The organism is Kitasatospora sp. NPDC041988, assembly GCF_055588525.1.
In genome coordinates this window covers 30,117-48,134 of record NZ_JBVJCO010000052.1, presented here as the reverse complement: position 1 = coordinate 48,134, position 18,018 = coordinate 30,117, and the positions used below count along the sequence as shown (strand labels likewise).

The following is an 18,018-nucleotide window of genomic DNA, read 5'->3' as shown; positions in this document are numbered from 1 at the left end:
TCAGTGGACGTTAAGTCCGCTTTCTCTCGGTTCATGATCGCTCGTTCATGTGAACGTCGGCCGTACTGGCGTGCCAGTCGGGGTTCGGGTGATGTTCTGCGGCGCATGGACAGACGGGCGTATCCGAGCGACTTATCGGATGAGCAGTGGGCGTTGATCGAGCCGATGATCACGGCCTGGAAGCATGACCGGGTGGCGCGATCGGCTACCGGGGATCCGGGGGCCTGTGATCTGCGGGAGATCGTGAATGCGATCTTCTACCAGAATCGGACGGGCTGTCAGTGGCGCTACCTGCCCCATGACCTGCCGGCCTGGTCGGCGGTGTTCTACTACTTCGGCCTGTGGCGCCAGGACGGGCTCGACCAGCGGATCCAGGAACTCCTGCGCTGCCAGGTACGGGAGAGGGCCCGCCGATTAGAGGACCCGTCCCTCGTGATCATCGACACCCAGTCCGTCCGCGCGGCCGCCGGTGTCCCGAAGACCACGACGGGGCTGGACGCGAACAAGAAGGTGTCGGGGCGCAAGCGGGGACTGGCCGTGGACGTCATGGGGCTGATCATCGGCGTCGTCGTCCTGGCCGCCTCCGCCCACGACAACGCCGCCGGCACCACCCTGCTCGACCAGGTCGCCGAGCGGTGCGGGATGCGCCTGGAGAAGGCCCTGGTGGACCAGGGCTTCAAGGACGAGGTTGTCATCCACGGCGCTTTGCTGGACATCGACGTCGAGGTCGTCCGCCGCAATCCGGCCGACCAGGGCAAGGGCTTCGTCCCGCAGCCGAAACGGTGGGTGGTGGAGCAGACGAACGGCACCTTGATGCTGCATCGGCGCCTCGCCCGCGAGTACGACCACCGGCCCGACAACTCCGCCTCACGGGTCTACTGGGCCTCCACCGCGAACATGACCCGCCGCCTCACCACACCAGCCCCGGCCTGGCGCGACACCCTCGGACTGGCCGCGTGAACGTCGCCGAACTCCTGGCAGACCTCCAGAGCCGGCAGGACGAGGCCGCCGCCCGGGCCGCGGAACTACGCGCCCGGATCGAAGAGCTCGCCGCCGACCTGACGGAGACCGCGCAGCACCCGGTAGGCTACTGCTACAACGCCTATACCGACTAGGAGACTTCAGCACATGCGGCGATCCAGTCGGTTCGTAGGGGCGGTGGTGGTCCTCGCCACCGCCGCGCTCGCGGCCGCGTGCACCAGCAGCGGGACGGCGCCCCAGGCGGAGAATGCGCCATGGGCGTTGGACGGCCTGGCGGCCACTCCGGTGGGCCTTCCGATCCAGGGCAGTGTCGACGCCCCTCCCGCCAAGGGCACGGCCAAGATCCTCGGCGTCGCCGAGATCGCGGGCACCGACGTGGTCCTCGCCGTCAGAAACGGCACCTGCCAGGTCTCGCTCCTGCCGGACCGGCTCACCGAGCCGACCAGCACCGCTCCCGCCGCTGTCGGATCGCAGCGCCCCGCAGTCGGCAGCGCGTTCTCGGACGCCCACCAGGAATTCCCCGGCAGTGTTCTCGCCGGAAAATACACTCAGGCATCCGGCCAGATCTCACCCTTCAAATTCACAACCGTCGGCTGCTCCGAAAAGGCGATGGTTGCCAGAATAGAAGGAGTCGATGGAACAGTGGAAATCCGGAAGAAGTCCGGGGACTCACTGAAGTCCTGGCGTGAGGGACAGGACGCGGTGCTGACCGTCGGAGCCTCCGAGGCAATCCGCCAGCCGGCCCCGGCATCCGGCACCGCCTCCTGACCAGCGGGATCAACTGAGGGCGCCCACAGCCACGTGGGCGCCCTCAGCACTGCGTGCGTCGTGGCCGCGCAGCAGGTTCTCGGGGTCGGCTCCGATCGTGGTGGCGAAGATGATCGGGATGTTGCGGGTCTGGGCGCGGCGCTTGATGCGGGTAGCGGTCTTGTAGCCGTCCATGCCGGGCATCTGCACGTCCGGGATGATGACGGCGACATCGTCGTGCTGGAGCAGCGTCTTCAGCGCGTCCGTGCCGGAGGCCGCCGCCAGCACCTGGTAGTCGGCGGCGGCCAGAACGGCCTCCAAGGTGATCAGGTTCGCGGTCGCGGCTGTCGCGCGGGCCCCGGCGGGGCGGTTCGCCCACCCGCGCACCGAGCTTCGCCTCGCTGTTCCTCGGCGCCGGCGAGGCCGACATGAGCAGCCAGCGCAGCGTGATCGACGGCTTCTGGATGAGCCTGGCGAAGCGCTCGATCCAGCCGGCCGGGCCCAGGACCGGCCGTACCCGGTCCACCTTGGTCTACTCGGTGTGCAGTACCGAGGCGATGGTCATCCGGGCCGCCGACCGGGCCGGGATGAGGGCGCCGAGGACGGCGATCGCCACGCCCGCCAGGAGCATCGCGGCCAGCTGCGGCGCGTGCCAGACGTCCTTCATGTGCTCGGGGAAGTCGACCACCCCGACGTGGTCCACCACGAGGCGGTGCGCCACGATCCCGAGCGGGATGCCGAGCAGCCCGCCGGCCGCGCCCAGTCCGGCGACCGAGGTCACCGTCATGAGCACCACCTGCCGGGGGGTCATCCCGATCGACTTGAGCATGCCCAGGTCCCGGCGCCGCTCACGGGTGTTCAGGAGGACGGTGTTGAAGACGCCGAGCGACGCGACGAGGGTCAGCAGGACGGTGAACACCGTCGAGAAGGTGATGACGGTGGTGGTGCCGGCGTTCCCCGAGTCCAGCACCGAGGCGCTCAGGCCCGGGTCGATCGCCCGGACCGCCTCGGCGTAGGCGCGCGCGTCGGCGCCGGGGGCGAGCCGCACCGCGTAGTCGGTGGCGTGGGCCTGCGGTGCGAGCTGGGCGAGGGTCTGCCAGGTGCCCTCCAGGGCCCGGGCATTGCCCTCGATGAGCTGACCCACGACGGTCACGGAGACCTGCCGGCCGTTCAGCTCCAGCACGACCCGGTCACCGACCTTCAGGGCGCGCTGGGTGAGGAACGACGGCCCGGCCACGACCTCGCCGGCCGCCACCGGCGCACGGCCCTTGACGATCACGTGGGAGTACGAGGAGTCGTCCCCGCGGTAGAAGTCGGCGAAGACGGGCTGGCTCTGCCCCGTCATGCCCGCCTGGGCCAGCGCGCGGGCCCGTACCCCCACCGCGCCCGGGAGGGAGCGCAGCCGTTCCTCGATCTCCCGGTCACCGAGCAGGGGGGCGGTCCGGCCGTTGCCCGGGCCCCCCGCCTCCACCTGGATCCTGGCGCCGCCGTCCTCCTTCCCGACGTTGCCGAAGGCCACCATGGTGCTGGTCAGTCCGGTCGACAGGGTCACCGTGGTGACCCCGAGGACGATGGCCGCCAGGGTCAGCAGCGTGCGGGCGGGGCGAGCGAACGGCTGGCCCAGGCCCAGGCTGACCGGGCGCGGCAGCCGGGTGGCGCCGAGCATCCGTTGGACGTGCAGCCCGCGCCCGGCCCTCGGCGCGCCGCCCGCGCTGATCGCCTGCGCGGCGGGCAGCCGGTGGGCCCGCAGGGCGGGGACCAGCGCGGCCAGCAGAACGAGGGCGGGCATGCCCACCAGGCTGGCCACGGACACCCACGGGCTGATCCCGTCGACCGAGGCCCGGCCCACGTCGATGCCGGTGAAGACGACTTTCAGGATCGGCCCGGCCAGCGCGTTGCCGGCCAGCGTGCCCAGCACGCAGCCCACCACGGCCGGCACGGAGAGCATCGTCAGGTAGACGGCGACGACCTGGTTCGGGGTGAAGCCCAGGGCCTTGAGCACCCCGATGTGCCGGTACCCGGAGACGACCGCCCCGCTGACCACGTTGCCGACGATCAGGGTGGAGACCAGCAGGCCGAGGACGCCGAAGAGCGTCATGAACGGGAGGTAGGAGTCGACCAGGGCCGAGAAGGCCTGCTTGAGGACGAGGTAGTCCTGCACACCGGTCACCGACTCCGCGGGCAGCCCCGCGGTGGCCCCGGCCAGCCCGGCGCTCAGCTGGGCCTGCGTCGAGGACTTCGTGAAGCGGTAGAGCATCTGGGCGGCGGAGGGGTGCAGTGCGGCCATCTGCTCGGGCGAAACCCAGGCGCTCGCCGACTTGCTCATGCTGGTGGCGAATCCGACGACGGTCAGCGTCGCTCCTGCGGGCGTCTCCAGCCTGGTGCCCAGCAGGTCCGGGCCGGGGGAACCCTGGACGGACCAGTTGACGACGAGTTCGCCGGGCGCGGTGGCCCAGTGGCCCTCCAGCAGCTCGATCCGGTCCACGGGTCCCGCCGGGTCGGCCCGGCCCACCACCGTGAGGGTGCCGCCCGCCATCCAGAGCCAGCCCTTGGGGATGTCGACGACGGCCTGCCCGAAGGGACCGGCCGCGCTCTCCACCCCGGGCTGCCGGGCGGTCCGCGCCAGCTGCTCCGGTGAGACCTTCGTGGTGTCGAAGGTCGCCACCGCATGGGCACCGCGCTGTTCGGCGTAGGCCTTCTCGAAGGGGCCCGAGGCGACGCCGAGCAGGGCCAGTGCGAGCAGGACGGTCGTGGTCGAGCAGAACACGACGAGCCCGATGACGAAGGTCTGGAGCCGGCGGCGCTTCACGGCCGCGCGCGAGGCCCTCCACACGGCGCTCACGCGGTCGCCTCCAGCACGCTCTCGCGACCGACCCGGCCGTCGGCCACTTCGATCAACCGGCTGGCGCAGCGGGTGGCCAGCTGCGGGTCGTGGGTGACGATCAACAGGGTCTGGCCGATCTGGTTCAAGTCGATCAGCAGGTCCATGACCTGCTCGCCCGACCGGCTGTCGAGGGCGCCGGTCGGCTCGTCGGCCAGCAGCAGCGCGGGGCGGTTCATCAGGGCCCTGGCCACGGCGACCCGCTGCCGCTCGCCGCCGCTCAGCGTCGCCGGATAGTTGTTCCGGCGTCCGGCGACACCGAGCTCGTCGAGGAGCTCCAGGGCGCGGCGGCGCGCCTGTCGGGCCGAGGTGCCGGTCAGCTGCGCGGCCAGCGCCACGTTGTCCAGGACAGGCAGATCGTCGATGAGGTTGAAGAACTGGAAGATCATGCCGACGTTGCGCCGCCGGAACAGCGCCAGGCCGGCCTCGTTCAGCTTCCCGAGGTCGTGGCCCTGCACCTCGACCGTGCCCGAGGTCGGCCGGTCCAGCCCGGCCACCATGTTGAGCAGGGTGGACTTCCCGCAGCCGGAGGGGCCCATCACGGCCACCGCGTCCCCCGCCCTGATCTCCAGCGACAGGCCGTCCAGGGCCTTCGCGTCGCCGAACTCCTTGTGCACACCGTCGAGCCGCACCACCACGGGCCGGTCGTTTCCATGATCAGTCGTCATGGCTCGAAACCTATGGCGGAGCCGGCGGACGGGGCGTCACCCCCCGGATGTATCCGTCCGGGCGGGTCATCCCGGGGATGTACGCAGGCTGCATCCCGGGGATGGTGCGGAGCGTGCCGTACAGCTGCGAAGATGATCACGTGTGGGAATCCTGGACGATCTGGCTGGTCATCGCCCTGGTGGCGGCGGTCGGCGCCGCCGGCTGGCTCGGCGTGGCCGCGGTACGGGCACGGCGGCTGCACCGGGCGGCCATCGAGGAGCGCGGCTGGCTGCTGGAGCGGGAGCGCGAGAGCGCGTCGCGCACGGCGGTCGACGCCGAGCGGGCCAGGATCGCCGCCGAACTCCACGACATCGTCAGCCACAACGTGAGCCTCATGGTGGTCCAGGCGGGGGCCGCCCGCGAGGTGCTGACCACGATGCCCGACGAGGCCGCGGCGGCGATGAGCGCCGTTGAGACCGCCGGCCGGAACACGATGACCGAGCTGCGGCACCTGCTCGGCCTGCTCGCACCGGCGCAGGACGGCGACGACGAGCCCTACGACATCGACCTGTCACCGCAGCCGAGCCTGAGCCGGCTCAGCCCGCTGATCGACCGGATCGCCTTCGCCGGCCTGCCGGTGGAGATGCGTATCTCGGGTGAGCCGCGCCCGCTGCCGACTGGGGTCGACGTCACTGCCTACCGGATCATCCAGGAGGCCCTGACCAATGCGCTCAAACACGGGGACGGAGCGAAAGCCGAGGTGACGGTGCGATACGCGGACAACCACCTGCGGGTCGAGGTGCTGAACAGCGGGCCGAGCGTGCTGTCGGGCAACCGGCCCGCGATGGAGCCGGCCCCGGGCAAGGCGGACGGAACGGGCCGCGGACTGCTCGGCCTGCGGGAGCGGGTTGCGGTCTACGGTGGCGATCTGGACGCCCGCCGCCGCCTCGGCGGCGGTTACCGCGTCCGCGCCCGGATCCCGCTGGACCGGCCGTGACGGCGCACACCGGGGCCGCCCCCCGCGTCGTGATCGCCGACGACCAGGAGCTGGTCCGCACCGGGTTCCGGCTGATCCTGACCGCCCGCGGCATCGACGTGGTGGGCGAGGCCGGTGACGGGGCCGAGGCGGTGGCCGCCGTGCGGGAACTGCGGCCCGACGTCGTCCTGATGGACATCCGGATGCCCGGCATGGACGGCCTGGAGGCCGCCCGCCGGATACTCGCGCAGTCCCCGGACTGCCGGGTGATCATGCTGACCACCTTCGACCTCGACCACTACGTCTACGCCGCCCTTGCCGCCGGAGCCAGCGGATTCCTGCTCAAGGACGTCACCCCCGCTCATCTGGCCGCCGCCGTCCACCTGGTCAACACCGGTGACGCCCTGCTCGCGCCCTCGATCACCCGCCGCCTGGTGGAGCGCTTCTCCGCCGGCGCCCCGACCACCGGCCCGCGCCTCGCGGCCCCGGCCGTCCACCGGGACCTGGCCGCCCTGACGCCGCGCGAGCGCGAGGTGCTGACGCTCATGGGCCGGGGCCTGTCCAATGCCGAACTGGCGAGGGAACTGACGCTCAGCGAGGCGACGGTGAAGACCCATGTGGCCCGGATCTTTGCCAAACTGACCCTGCGCGACCGAGCCCAGGCCGTCGTCCTCGCCTACGAGACGGGGCTCGTCGCGCCGGGCGGGTGAGAGGCTGCCGCCATGAACGGAGACGACGTCCGGGCCGCGCTCGGCGAACTGCTTCGCGCACTCGGTCCGCACACCGGCGACGGCCGGGCCTGGGCGGCGCCGGCCGGCCCGCTGGAGTGGGACTGCGCGGAGACCGCCGCCCACATCGCGCACGACCTGCTCGCCTACGCCGGCCAGCTCGCCGCCCGGCCCGCCGACGGCTACCTACCGCTCGACCTGACCGTGCGGGCCGAGGCTGGGCCCGGCGAGGTGCTGGCGGTGGTGACGGCCTGTGGTCGGCTGCTGGCCACCGCCCTGGATGCCGCCACGCCCGAGCTGCGGGCCTGGCACTACGGGCCCTGCGGCCCGCCCGGCTTCGCCGCGATGGGGGTGGCCGAGCTGCTGCTGCACACCCACGACATCGCCCTCGGCCTCGGCCTGCCCTGGCGGCCGCCGGCCGGGCTCTGCGCGGCAGTGCTGGACCGGCTCTTCCCTGATGCACCGGCTGGCCCGCCCGTGGCCGTCCTGCTCTGGTGCACCGGGCGCGGCGAGCTGAACGGCCGCCCGCGCAGGGCCTCGTGGACCTGGCGGGCGGCCGTACCCGAGGGATGACCGGCGAGTGGGAGCCGGCGACGGTCAGGAACCTCCGCGACTGCACGATCGGCTCCTACGGTCCCGGCGGCCGGGCCCACTACGAACCCCGCCCCGCAGACCCGCGCCGCTGGGACTGGGCGGGCGACACCCCCTGACCTCCCGGCCCGGGCCGGTCGGGCCGCCCGCGGGCAGCCCGACCGGCGACAGCGGGCTCAGTGCCAGATCACCTGGACGTGCTCGGCCAGGAACTGCGCCACCCCGACGGCGGCGGCCGCCCCGACGTTCCCGGTGAGGTCGGCCAGGACCTGGCCACACATCCGGTCCGGCGACCACCAGGGCGAGCGCCCCGGCACCACCGGCCGGGCCGTCGAAGCCCGGCGATCGACGCCGTCCCACCCCGCCGCGCCCGGCTCCTCGCCGCGCGGCCTCGTCTCGTTCATGGCCCATGTCCCTCTGCGTCGTGTGCGGTGAGTACGGGCCGCGGGCGGGCCGGGACGCAACGGGGCGCCACGGGCCCGCTTCCGGCGGTCCGTGGCGCCGGACGCTAGGCACGGGAGACGGCGGGTCAAGAGGGTTCGGGCATCGGTTTTCGCCGACGGCACCGGCCCGGTGAGGGTGCCGAACTGGCGGACGATACACCGCTCAGACAGGCGGTCAACCCCATGCTTGAAGCCCGGTCAGGCCAGGTCCGGAGCATGTGGACGGCCGCCGCCCCCCAGGGGGCGGCGGCCGGATCGGCCGAGGCCGGCGAGGCGGCGCCGGGTATGGCGGTCAGCGGGCGAGGGTGATGGTCAGGGTGTCGTTGGTGCAGGTCGCGCCGAGGTCACGCAGGACGTTCTTCTCGGTGGTGTCGACGCTCTGGCCCCAGCGGGTCTTGGAGACGGTCCAGCGGGCGACGTAGTCGCACGTCTCGGCCTCGATCGGGCGCCATTCGGCGATGTCCTTGTCGGACTTCTGCCTGTTCGAGTGGGCGGTCACGGCGACCAGGTCGCGCGGCTCGTCCAGGTCGTTGGCGTAGGCCTGGCGCTCGGCCGCGCTCCAGGCGGAGGCCCCAGAGTCCCAGGCCTCGGCGAGCGGGGGGGTGTTCCACATCCAGGTCGGAAGCGTCGGTGACGGTCACCCCGTCGTAGATCGAGTACCAGAAACCGCCGGTCAGCGAGCAGCCCGGGCCGACCTCCGGCGCCTCGATGGCCTCCCGGAGGATGACCGCCTTCCTGGTGTTGCAGCTGTCCTTGTCCGCGTCGATCCAGTGCCGGAACTTCGTCCGCTCGTATCCGGTGCGGTCCTCGTCGGCGACGGGCAGCGCCTCGATCGCTTCCCGGAGGGAGACCCTAACCACCTCGCCGGCCGCGCGGTGCGCCGCGACGGGGCCAGGCGCGGCGTGGGCGGGCGAGGCGAGCAGGCCGAGACAAGTAGCGGCCGAGAGAACTGACACGAGCACAGGGCGCGTACGCACGGGATCTCCAGGAGAAGGACAGGAGCAAGAACGCACGGCGCAACGATGCCCGGGTGCAACTGTCACGGTTCCTGACCAGGATTCACCGGTCCCGGTTCGAACCCGCTGCGGCTTCCCTGGGCCGTCTCCACTGCCGCCATCACCGCGGTCGTTGCCCGCAACGCCGACCGCCGCCGTGACGCACGGGAGGTGCTCAAGGTCCTCGTACGCCGCAGCCGCTGACCGCCCCACGCGGCAGCGACCCGGCAGGGTCAGGCTCACGCCGGGGTGCCCGCCGCCCGCTCCAGGGCTGCGCAAGACCGCCTGGCCCAGTCCACGATCACCGTGACCACCGGATCCCGGTCAGAGCAGCGAACCCGGCTGGCTGTTGTGCGGGCTCGCCGTCGGTGTGGTCTACCAGGATTGGGGCGGGAAACGCCTTCCGCGTCGCATCCGGACCTTCTTGTCCCGGCGAGGACAGTGAAGGCGGTTGCCGGAACCGGCCTGCCCTCGGCGGCCCTTCGGCTTCGCCTTGGCGGCCTGGTCCGCGGGCCTGATGCCTGGCCTGCGCGGATCCTGGGCTGTTCGGGTGATTGTGGTGTCGCGTGGGCGGTGGTGTTGGTCCGGTTGGGGGTTTGGTGTCGTAGGGCGTTCCTAGTGTGCGTGTCATGACGGAGTTCGTTGTCGAAGGGTCCGTTTCTGTGCGGGTGTACGCGGGTTTGCAGACGGTTGCGTTGCCGGGGCGGGCGGCGGTGGCGCTGCGGGAGTTCAACGAGGCGGCGATGGCGGGGCCGGACGTGGATCCGGCGGATCTCGCGGAGGTGTTCGCGGGCGTTGTGGCGCTGATTGAGCGCTTGCCGAACGTGCTGTGGCATCTGAGCGGTCATCTGGTCAGTGTTCAGCGGCGGCAGGTTCTGGTTGATCCGCTGGGCCGGGATACGGACGAGCTTGCCGAGTGGGTGCGGCAGCGGTGCCACGATGCCGCGGAGGCGCTGGTGCCGCTGGCGGGCAGGCTCCGGGAGGCGGGTGTCCTGGTGTCGGGTCTCGGGGCGGCGGACGCCGGGCGGGTGATCGGGTGACGGGCTGTCCTCTGCGGAGGTGGAGTTGCTGTCCCGGCTGATCCTGGGCAGGGGCAGGGGCAGGGGCAGGCGGCTGGGATGGGGTCATGGGGAGACGCGGGTTCGGCGCTGGCCGGCTGCCTCGCGGGCCTGGGCGCGTGCGGTTCGGTAGTGGTCGAGGGCCTCGCGGGTGCGTCGGGGCAGGACCAGGTTGCGGGTGCCGGCCGGGGAGATGTAGGTGGCGGTGCCGGGCCCGTAGCGCAGGTTGATGGTGTCGCTGTCGGTCTTGTACTGGAGGGTGTCCTTGATGCCCAGGTCACGCAGCTGGATGAGGGTGCGCTCGATCTCGGGGGTTTCGCGCCAGTCGGCGGTGTAGATGCAGATGGGGCGGCGGGTGTCGTCGCGGCTGCCCAGGCGGCAGGGAAGCAGGGTGGCGACCTTGGCGCTGTACCCGAGCCTGCCGGCCTCGACGGCGGTGCGGATGAGGGCCCAGGCGTCGTCGAGCTGGCTGAGGGGGGAGAACCACAGCCACTTCCCGGACCAGGGGAGTTCCGTGTGGGGCGGTGGAGCGGCCGGGGCGCGGGCCCACAGCCATGCCTTGGTGAGTTCGGCGGAGGGGGTGTGGCGGGGTGGCGTGATTCCGGGTTGGCCCGTTCGGGCGTTTTCTGTGTCCACGTCAGCACCGTATACGTACCACCCATGTGAGGGAGCGCAACACTGCCGCATGGGACTGATCAAGCGCAGCGGGAGCCGTGAGTACCGCGACCTCGCACTGACCGCGTGCTGTGCCGCGGCGATGGCCGAGGCCGACACGGATACCGATCCGCTGCGCAGGGCGGCGCGGCTGATCGACTGTCTGGGCCTGCTGCGCTCGGCCCACCCGGCGGCGCAGGCGGCCGCGCTGGACATGGGGGCCCTGCGGCGCGGGCTGCGCGAGGGCCTGGGGCCGCTCATGCCGTCTGACGCCGACTGCGGCGGCGAGGACGGCGCTCTCGCCGCCACGGTGCTGGTCGACGGGAACGGGCAGCTGTGCGGGGCGGTGGAGGACCTGGGGCGCGAGCACCTGGTCCCGCGCCAGGTCCTCGGCGCGTACTGGCCGTGGGCCCGGCTGAGGGCCGAGCAGGAGGAACAGCGGCTGTTCGAGGAGATCCGCCGCCTGCCCACGGCCGACTACGAGCGCGTTCGCGTGCTTCTTGCCTCCCGCCCGGCCGGGGAAATGGACGAACTGCTGGAGGAGTGGGGCGGGCTGTGGGGCCGCTTCGAGCTGTTCGAACCGGTCTCGTCATGGCCGTGGTGCAACATGGCCGGCTGGTGCTTCCCCTGCCCGCGCTGTCACTGGCCGATGCGCGCCAAGCGCCCCGTCGACGGTGTGACGGAGGTGTCGTGCGACGAACACGCCGCCGAGGGCGTCCGCTACACCTGCCGCTCCACGCGGGGCACGGGAGTACCGCGATTGAACGGTGCCGGATCGGCGTCGCCGCCCATCGAGGGCTTTCCCGCAGCCGGCGGCTATTTGGCAGTGTCGCGCACGGTATGGCGCTACCTGGTCCTGCCCGGGCAGCTGGAGATCGCGCTGCGCGGTGCCCTGGCGGATATCGCGGGGCTGGAGATCACCATGTATCCCGACGGAGACACCTACGACCTGCGGATCCTCGCAGGCCACCCCTTGCTGGCCAAGGAGTGGAGAGTGGACGCCAAAGCATGGCGGTCACTGTCGGCGCTGGGCGACGCCCTCGCGGATCGTCCCCCGTTGCCGGGCCCGGTCCCCCTGACCATCGCCGTGCCCCACCGGCAGCGCAGCGACCTGCCAGCACTCCTCGGACGGCTGCGCGGAAGGCCGGATCTTCGGGTCGCCACCGACAAGGAGCTGGTGCGGGAGATCCGGGACTGGTGCGGATTCGGCGGAGGCGAGGCATGAGCCGCTCCGAGCTGCGCGCGGCCCTGCGGGCCTGCGCGATCGCGGCCAGTCTCGCGCTGGCCCAGGAGTTTTTCTCCTTCACCTCACCCAAGGGCTCCACCGGGGTACCGCTCGACCAGGCGCACGTCTTCACTGCCCGGAGAGTAGACCTCTGGGAACGCTGGCCCGGCCTTCCCGAGGCCGTCCACGCCCTGTTCGGCAGACTCTGGCAGGTCCTCAGAGAAGAGCCGGACCTCGCCCAGCGGAAGACGTTCACCGAGGCCTCGCTGGAGTACGCCGTCGAGTCGGCCGCCCTGTTCGCCGTCCCCGGGGACACCCGTGTCGACGAAGTCCAGTGGGTCGAGGCCCGCCACCGGCAGGAGCCCCTTGCCCTGGCCGAGCGCCTGGTTGCGGAGGCCGAGACCTACCGGGAGGCGCTGGACGCACCCATGCCCGCGGCTACACCCGGTCTGTGGTCCTTCGGCCCCGACGGCGAATACACGGCGCGGATCCCCGACAGCGAGAACCGCACCACCACCGGACCCGTCGAACTCACCACCGCCCCCTTCCTTGCCCAGGCGGACCTGCCCGCCGAAGCCGTGCTGGACCTCGTGCAGGCCCAGGCACGCACCGCACCCGAACGGTTCGGCTGGAAGCCGGCCCTGATGAGCGGCTTCTTCTCCAAGCTGACCGACGCCTTCGGACAGCAGGTCGGAACGCTGACCCTCCCCGCCGGGAACCTCAGCCTCCTCAACGCCCCGACGGGCGTCGGCAAAAGCGTCCTGATGCGGGATGCGGCGGTGATCCTCGCCCGCTCCGGCCAGGGCCCCGTTCTCGTCGTGGTCGGCAACATCCGCGAAAGTCTGGGCAACGCCGAGCAGATCGCCGCCGACGACGCACACGTCGAGGCCGTCGCCGCGACCATGCGTGAAGCCGCGGCCCAGGGCACCCGTCCCCTGCGGATCACCACCTGGGTGGCCTCCTCACGCCGACGCGAGCAGGCCATGCTCGCCTACGCCCAGGGCCGCCTCGACCGTTTCGAATCCCTCGCGCCCGCCTGCGAGATGACCGGCTGGCAGATCGACGGCCCACCCCTCGACCCCCACCGCCCGCCCTGCGACCAGCTCCAGTGGGCCGGTCCGCCCGGCCCCAAGGCCCCCAGCGGCAGACACACCTGCCCCCGAATGACGATCTGCCCCCGCTACGACCCGGCCCGAGAAGCCGCCGAAGCCGACATCATCGTCACCAACCACCACAACCTCATCCTCGGACGCTGCAAGACCCCCGTACGGATCGACGGCCGCCGCACCGTACGCGAGATGAGCGTCCTGGAATTCCTGCTCCGCCGCTGCCGCGTCGTGATGATCGACGAAATCGACTCCTTCCAGCACAAATGGTGCGCGGCGGGTGCCACCGAGTTCGTCCTGGACTCACGCGGAAACCAGCACGGCGGGCGCCTGGCCGAGGTCGACCGCGAGCGCGGCGAGCGCAACGTGTCATCTCTGTCGAACCTTCCCCTCAGCCCCGCCCTGCACAGGGCCCGCGAGCTGAGCGAGACGTTCCTCGACAACGTCCTGGAGAACCAGCTGTGGATCGACGGCACCCAGGAGCGGGCCAACCACCCCGGCTCCGGGTGGTACCTGCCCGGCATGCACGACGTCTCGCTGTGCCGGACCCTGCTGAACCTCCCCGACGACACGGACATCCCCGACGACGTCTACCGGACCTATCTGGGTCTGTTCCCCAGCGAGCCGCCCAGACGCCTCCCACAGGGCTGGGAGGAACTCGCCGACCAGCTCGCCCGGGCCGTCGACGGCCGCGGCAAGGTCCGCAAGCTCTCCGTCATCAAGCACGAGATGACCCGCATCCTCACCAGCGACACCTTCGCCGTCCCCACCCACAAGATCGCCGAACTCGTCAACGGCCTTCTGGTCCGCACATGGCTCGCCAGCCTGCATCAGGCCCTGCGCGCACTCAAAGGCGCGGTCAGCGGACTCGTTGCCCAGCTCCCGGCAGCCGGCGACCTGGTCCGCGCCATGAGCACCGCCAGCGCCGCGACCCCCCTGCCTTTCGGCACCCTCGGCAGCCAGCTGTCCGGATTCAAGATCGACAGGACCCGAAACGGCGGAAGCCTCTCCTACCAGGCCATGTCCGGGGACCCCCACACCTCCACCGTCCACCTGGGCGACACCGTCGCCCTCGCCACCGCCGGCGTCCGGCGCGCCGTCCTGGCCCTCTCAGCGACCGGCTTCTTCCCCGGCGCCGCCCGCCAGCACATCCACACCCTCCCCGCATACGTGATGACAGACGCCGTCCCCGGCGCCGTCAGCGCCCACGCCGGCCACGTCTCCGCCACCACCGACACCTGGCAGCCCATCAAGATCGGCGGCGTGGAGGAACACCTCAAACCCGGCCAGATCAAACTCCTGGCCACGCGTCTGTGGCACGACCACCTCGCCGCCCACCTCCAGAACCTGGCCCGCCACGACCCCCTGCGCGAACTGGCCCTGATCGCCGGCAACTCCTACCGCCACGCCTGGCTGCTCGCCACCTCCGTCGCCGCGGCCTGCCGGCACCCCGAGTGGGTCGCCGTCGTCGTCAAAGACAAAGACCGCCCGCCCACCAATCCCGCACCACCGCCCGGCCTCATCCTGCTGACCCTCGACGAACTCGAAGACCTGCCCCGCCTTCACCCGCGGGTCAAAGTGATCTGCGCACCGCTGCCGCTGGTCTCACGCGGCCTCAACATCCTCATCCCCGGCAGCGACCTCTCGGCCATCGCCTCCGTCTGGGTCGGCGTGCGACCCGTCGCCCAGCTCCACTCACCCACCGACTTCTACGCCAGCATCAACGCCGCCGGCATCAAGGCCGGCACCGCCGGACCCGACCCCGCCGCCATGCTCCACAGCCAGCGCCAAGCCGCCCGCTCCCGCAAGACCCTCCTCCTGCGCACCGACCCACGCTTCACCCGCCTTCCCCGCTTCCTCAAAGCCGAAGTCCTCGCCGGCATCCTCGTCGAGCTCATCCAGCTCGCCGGCCGCGCCCGACGCGGCGGCACCCCCGTCGAGCTCTACCTCGTCGACGACGCCCTCCTCGACACCACCACCGGCTGCGACTTCCCCTCCCTCCTGCGCACCTACTACGACGGCCTCGACGCCGACCAGCAGCACATGCTGCGCCGCGTCTACGGCTCCACCCTCACCGCCTGGCTCGACCTCGCCGACGGCTACGACCCCCTGCCCCACAAGGTCACCGTGCTGCCTGCCCCCACACGCGACGACAGGGACACCTGCCATGAATTCGCCTGACACTCTCATGTCCCTCCTCGCCTGCCCCATCGACCGCGACATCATGGGTGCGACCTGGCTCTACCGACTCCCCAAGGAAAAGATCGAAAAAGCCTGGAACGACCTGCGCGACCGCTACCGGTTCGCCACCGGCTCCGGAGCCAACCTCCCCTACGAGGGCCTGCTCATGGTGTTGCGCGCCACCACACACGCCCACGCCAGCCTGTACCCCGCCAGCAAAGACCACCCGCCCCGCTTCCTCGCACTCTCCCGCCCCCTCAGCCCCACCCGGCTCCACGCAGCGGTCACGCTTTGGGAACAGGCCCTCCTGGCAACCCGCCGGGAACAAGCCGAACAGATCACCATCGACCACCCCAGCGAACTCGCCGACATCATCTCCTCCGTGGAGCCCGAAAACGTCGCCCTCTGGGACCACCTGACCATCGGCAACCACACCGTCGACGCCGAATCCTGGGTCTGGGAAGCCACCAGCTCCAACCTCGCCCGCCACCTCGCCGCCACCCCACTGAAAATCGACGGCCTCGAAATCGCACTGCGCGCCGACACCGAGAACAACCTCCTGGTCTGGAACCCCGAACAACTGTGGTCCAACACCTGGTACGACGCACGCCCCGACAAAGACGGCGACCTCGACCCTGACAAGATCGAGGACTGGAAGACCCACCGTCGCTACGCCGCCCTGCGCATCACGGTCTCCATGAAGTCCCTGGCCGGTCTGCCCAAGCCCCTCATCCTGCTGAAACCCAGCGCCTCACGGCTCAGCGAATCACTCAAAAGCGCCCGCACCGCCTGGCTGGCGCCCAAAGACCCCACCGCACCCCTGCTGTCCCTCTACCTCGGCGGCAAAGGCAGCTACACCCACCTGGAGCACACCAGCCGAATCGCCCTCAACGCGCTGGTCCGCCTCCACGGCGAGAAGGCCTTCCCCCGGCAGGAGAACGAGAACGAATTCCTCCCACCCAGTGCCATGGACCTCACCGGCATCCCCGCAAACCTTCGGGCCCTCATCCCCTTCTCCACCCGGTACCCGATCGGCAGAGGCGTCGGACTCCATACCATCACCACACTCGCCCGCTGGCTCTCCACCGAACTCGGACAGCCACTCGTCAAGGCCCGCAAGATCCCCGGACCCCTTGCCTGCGGAGCCCGCAAAGCCGACTTCGGCCGCGACTCCCTGCTCCTCGACGACCCCGACTTCGCCAGCATCATCGCGGCCGCCGGCGTCACCAAACTGCGCATCCTCGCCCTCTACGTGCACCAGGAACAGCGCACCCGCATGCAGCGCCACCTCGCCTACCACTTCAACCGACCCGACCTGGCCGACGGCATGCCCGAGGACACCCTCATCGACCTCACCGAACACGTCGAAGTCCTCCTGCACCAGGCCCCCGAACTCCTCACCCACGGCGACCACCACACCCGCCGACGAGAACTGGCCGCCCAGCTTCCAGGCCTGTCAGCCCCCGGCACCGGCGTCCTCGCCCTGTGCGAGACGACCTACGACCCCGCCAAGTGGTCCCGCGAAGCCCGCGACGCCTCCGCACCCGGCAGCCAGACCACCGACCCCTACACCCTCGACGCCAAACCCCACGTCTCCCGCCACCTCGCCCAGCACGGCGTTCTCGCCCAGTTCCTCAACGCCAACTTCAAACCCGGCAAATCCAAGAAGAAGCCCCGAGACACCACGGCCCCCCTCGACATCCTCGGCGCGCAGCTCGCAGCCGACTACCCCGGCCACGCCGCAACCGCCGACCTGCTGCGCTCCGCCGGAATCGTCCACCCCCGCCTGACCCGCGCCATCACCTACGGGGCAGGACTGAAGGACACCTGTGTCCACGTCGGTCTCCACCTGCGCGTTCAGAAAGGAGACAAGTGGAAGGACCGTACGCAGCAGCCGAGGCTGATGTGGACGCTGGTGGCCTTCATGCCCAAGGACGGCTTCTGGGAACCCTGGGCCTATATCCCCCGTGCACACAACCAGCGCTTCGGCTGGTTCCCCTACGCCGCCGCCCAGGCCATCCACCGCAGTGCCCCGCTGCCCGACGGCTCCCGCCAGGACGACGCCCTGCCCCGGCACATCGACCAAGCCTTGGAGCAACTCGGCCAGCACCGTGACTACATCCTCTACATCTCCGGACGATCCACACGCTCACTCTGGCCGCTTCTGGCCAACAAGAACCACGACCTCGTCCCCGACGACCAAGGCCTCATCAACGGTCGACTCGCCCTTCCCGGCCTCAGCCTCCCCGAAGGCTCCCGTCCTCGCGCCATCATCCGTATCACCGCCGCCGGCCCCGACCTGCCGATCCCGGCCCTCTATGAAGAGATCGATGCCGACGGCGCCGTCACCGACGGAGACGCGACCAGCAACGCTTTGTTCCGTCTGGAGGAAACCGACCGCACCTTCATCCTCTCCAACCGCCCCCACCAGATGGACGGGAAGACACCCCACGCCAAAGCGGGACGCACCAACAGCCGCTGGTCGCCCCAAAACGGCGAGGAACAAGCCGAGACCTGGTACGGGCTCAACGCCACCGAGATCACTGTTCTTCACCACCCCGCCCACCAGGACCCCACCCCCTACGCAGTCACCACCGCAAGGCTGGGCAACCACCCCCTCGCCTGGGAACACCGCACCCAACACCCCCTGCCGATCCACGCCGCAATCCAGATGGACAAGAACCACCCCGACTACCGACGCAGCATCGACTGGGACGACGAAGAAGAGGACTAGCCCCCGGTACACCTGGACCTCCTGGTACACCAGGAGGACCGCTACCCCCGCGGGGGTAGCGGTCCTCCTG

16 protein-coding genes and 1 pseudogene are annotated in these 18,018 nt (G+C 70.9%); 11 read left to right on the top strand and 6 right to left on the bottom strand.

What is annotated here, in order from left to right:
* Positions 1 to 105: 105 nt before the first annotated feature.
* Genes ACZ6NC_RS35280 through ACZ6NC_RS35270 form a run of 3 tightly spaced genes read left to right on the top strand, consistent with a single transcriptional unit; the run spans position 106 to position 1,749 of the window.
* The gene (locus ACZ6NC_RS35280; RefSeq protein WP_465737952.1) at positions 106 to 960 is read left to right on the top strand and encodes an IS5 family transposase; all 855 of its coding nucleotides are present in this window, start codon (positions 106 to 108) and stop codon (positions 958 to 960) included.
* A complete protein-coding gene (locus tag ACZ6NC_RS35275) occupies positions 957 to 1,115 on the top strand; it encodes a hypothetical protein (protein WP_465737951.1) in 159 nt (52 codons plus the stop codon). Before ACZ6NC_RS35280 ends, ACZ6NC_RS35275 begins: the two co-directional genes overlap by 4 nt.
* A 46-nt stretch (positions 1,116 to 1,161) precedes the next feature.
* Complete coding sequence (locus tag ACZ6NC_RS35270) at positions 1,162 to 1,749, top strand: hypothetical protein (protein ID WP_465737950.1); 588 nt, start codon at positions 1,162 to 1,164, stop codon at positions 1,747 to 1,749.
* Between the two features lie 9 nt (positions 1,750 to 1,758).
* Here the strand turns inward: ACZ6NC_RS35270 and ACZ6NC_RS35265 are convergent, their stop codons facing one another.
* The gene (locus ACZ6NC_RS35265; RefSeq protein WP_465737965.1) at positions 1,759 to 2,049 is read right to left on the bottom strand and encodes a response regulator; all 291 of its coding nucleotides are present in this window, start codon (positions 2,047 to 2,049) and stop codon (positions 1,759 to 1,761) included.
* A gap of 34 nt (positions 2,050 to 2,083) precedes the next feature.
* Between ACZ6NC_RS35265 and ACZ6NC_RS35260 the strand changes: the two are divergent.
* Positions 2,084 to 2,219, top strand: a pseudogene (locus tag ACZ6NC_RS35260) (dioxygenase); the annotation flags it as partial.
* A gap of 41 nt (positions 2,220 to 2,260) precedes the next feature.
* On the opposite strand, the gene ACZ6NC_RS35255 reads toward ACZ6NC_RS35260, so the two are convergent.
* Positions 2,261 to 4,570, bottom strand: a complete 2,310-nt coding sequence (locus tag ACZ6NC_RS35255; RefSeq protein ID WP_465737949.1) for an ABC transporter permease — start codon at positions 4,568 to 4,570, stop codon at positions 2,261 to 2,263.
* The gene (locus ACZ6NC_RS35250) at positions 4,567 to 5,277 is read right to left on the bottom strand and encodes an ABC transporter ATP-binding protein (protein ID WP_465737948.1); all 711 of its coding nucleotides are present in this window, start codon (positions 5,275 to 5,277) and stop codon (positions 4,567 to 4,569) included. Before ACZ6NC_RS35250 ends, ACZ6NC_RS35255 begins: the two co-directional genes overlap by 4 nt.
* A 140-nt stretch (positions 5,278 to 5,417) precedes the next feature.
* Between ACZ6NC_RS35250 and ACZ6NC_RS35245 the strand changes: the two genes are divergently transcribed.
* Genes ACZ6NC_RS35245 through ACZ6NC_RS35235 form a run of 3 tightly spaced genes read left to right on the top strand, consistent with a single transcriptional unit; the run spans position 5,418 to position 7,534 of the window.
* On the top strand, positions 5,418 to 6,254 hold the full coding sequence (locus tag ACZ6NC_RS35245) for a sensor histidine kinase (protein ID WP_465737947.1): 837 nt from the start codon (positions 5,418 to 5,420) through the stop codon (positions 6,252 to 6,254).
* Positions 6,251 to 6,943, top strand: a complete 693-nt coding sequence (locus tag ACZ6NC_RS35240) for a response regulator (RefSeq protein WP_465737946.1) — start codon at positions 6,251 to 6,253, stop codon at positions 6,941 to 6,943. Before ACZ6NC_RS35245 ends, ACZ6NC_RS35240 begins: the two co-directional genes overlap by 4 nt.
* A 12-nt stretch (positions 6,944 to 6,955) precedes the next feature.
* On the top strand, positions 6,956 to 7,534 hold the full coding sequence (locus tag ACZ6NC_RS35235; RefSeq protein WP_465737945.1) for a maleylpyruvate isomerase N-terminal domain-containing protein: 579 nt from the start codon (positions 6,956 to 6,958) through the stop codon (positions 7,532 to 7,534).
* Positions 7,535 to 7,728: 194 nt separating this feature from the next.
* On the opposite strand, the gene ACZ6NC_RS35230 is transcribed toward ACZ6NC_RS35235, so the two are convergent.
* The gene (locus ACZ6NC_RS35230) at positions 7,729 to 7,956 is read right to left on the bottom strand and encodes a hypothetical protein (RefSeq protein ID WP_465737944.1); all 228 of its coding nucleotides are present in this window, start codon (positions 7,954 to 7,956) and stop codon (positions 7,729 to 7,731) included.
* A 331-nt stretch (positions 7,957 to 8,287) separates the two neighbouring features.
* Entirely contained in the window at positions 8,288 to 8,608 is a 321-nt protein-coding gene (locus ACZ6NC_RS35225) for a GmrSD restriction endonuclease domain-containing protein (protein WP_465737943.1), read from the bottom strand.
* A 1,011-nt stretch (positions 8,609 to 9,619) separates the two neighbouring features.
* Between ACZ6NC_RS35225 and ACZ6NC_RS35220 the strand changes: the two genes are divergently transcribed.
* Entirely contained in the window at positions 9,620 to 10,030 is a 411-nt protein-coding gene (locus ACZ6NC_RS35220; protein ID WP_465737942.1) for a hypothetical protein, read from the top strand.
* An 84-nt stretch (positions 10,031 to 10,114) separates the two neighbouring features.
* Here the strand turns inward: ACZ6NC_RS35220 and ACZ6NC_RS35215 are convergent, their stop codons facing one another.
* On the bottom strand, positions 10,115 to 10,684 hold the full coding sequence (locus ACZ6NC_RS35215) for a putative phosphothreonine lyase domain-containing protein (protein WP_465737941.1): 570 nt from the start codon (positions 10,682 to 10,684) through the stop codon (positions 10,115 to 10,117).
* Between the two features lie 49 nt (positions 10,685 to 10,733).
* On the opposite strand from ACZ6NC_RS35215, the gene ACZ6NC_RS35210 reads away from it, so the two are divergent.
* Genes ACZ6NC_RS35210 through ACZ6NC_RS35200 form a run of 3 tightly spaced genes read left to right on the top strand, consistent with a single transcriptional unit; the run spans position 10,734 to position 17,948 of the window.
* Positions 10,734 to 11,927: a restriction endonuclease-related protein gene (locus tag ACZ6NC_RS35210; RefSeq protein WP_465737940.1), complete on the top strand. Its 1,194-nt coding sequence runs from the start codon at positions 10,734 to 10,736 to the stop codon at positions 11,925 to 11,927.
* Positions 11,924 to 15,214, top strand: coding sequence for a hypothetical protein (locus ACZ6NC_RS35205; RefSeq protein WP_465737939.1), 3,291 nt, complete (start codon positions 11,924 to 11,926; stop codon positions 15,212 to 15,214). Before ACZ6NC_RS35210 ends, ACZ6NC_RS35205 begins: the two co-directional genes overlap by 4 nt.
* Positions 15,201 to 17,948, top strand: a complete 2,748-nt coding sequence (locus ACZ6NC_RS35200; protein WP_465737938.1) for an RNaseH domain-containing protein — start codon at positions 15,201 to 15,203, stop codon at positions 17,946 to 17,948. The genes ACZ6NC_RS35205 and ACZ6NC_RS35200 overlap by 14 nt, the downstream gene beginning before the upstream one ends.
* Positions 17,949 to 18,018: the final 70 nt, after the last annotated feature.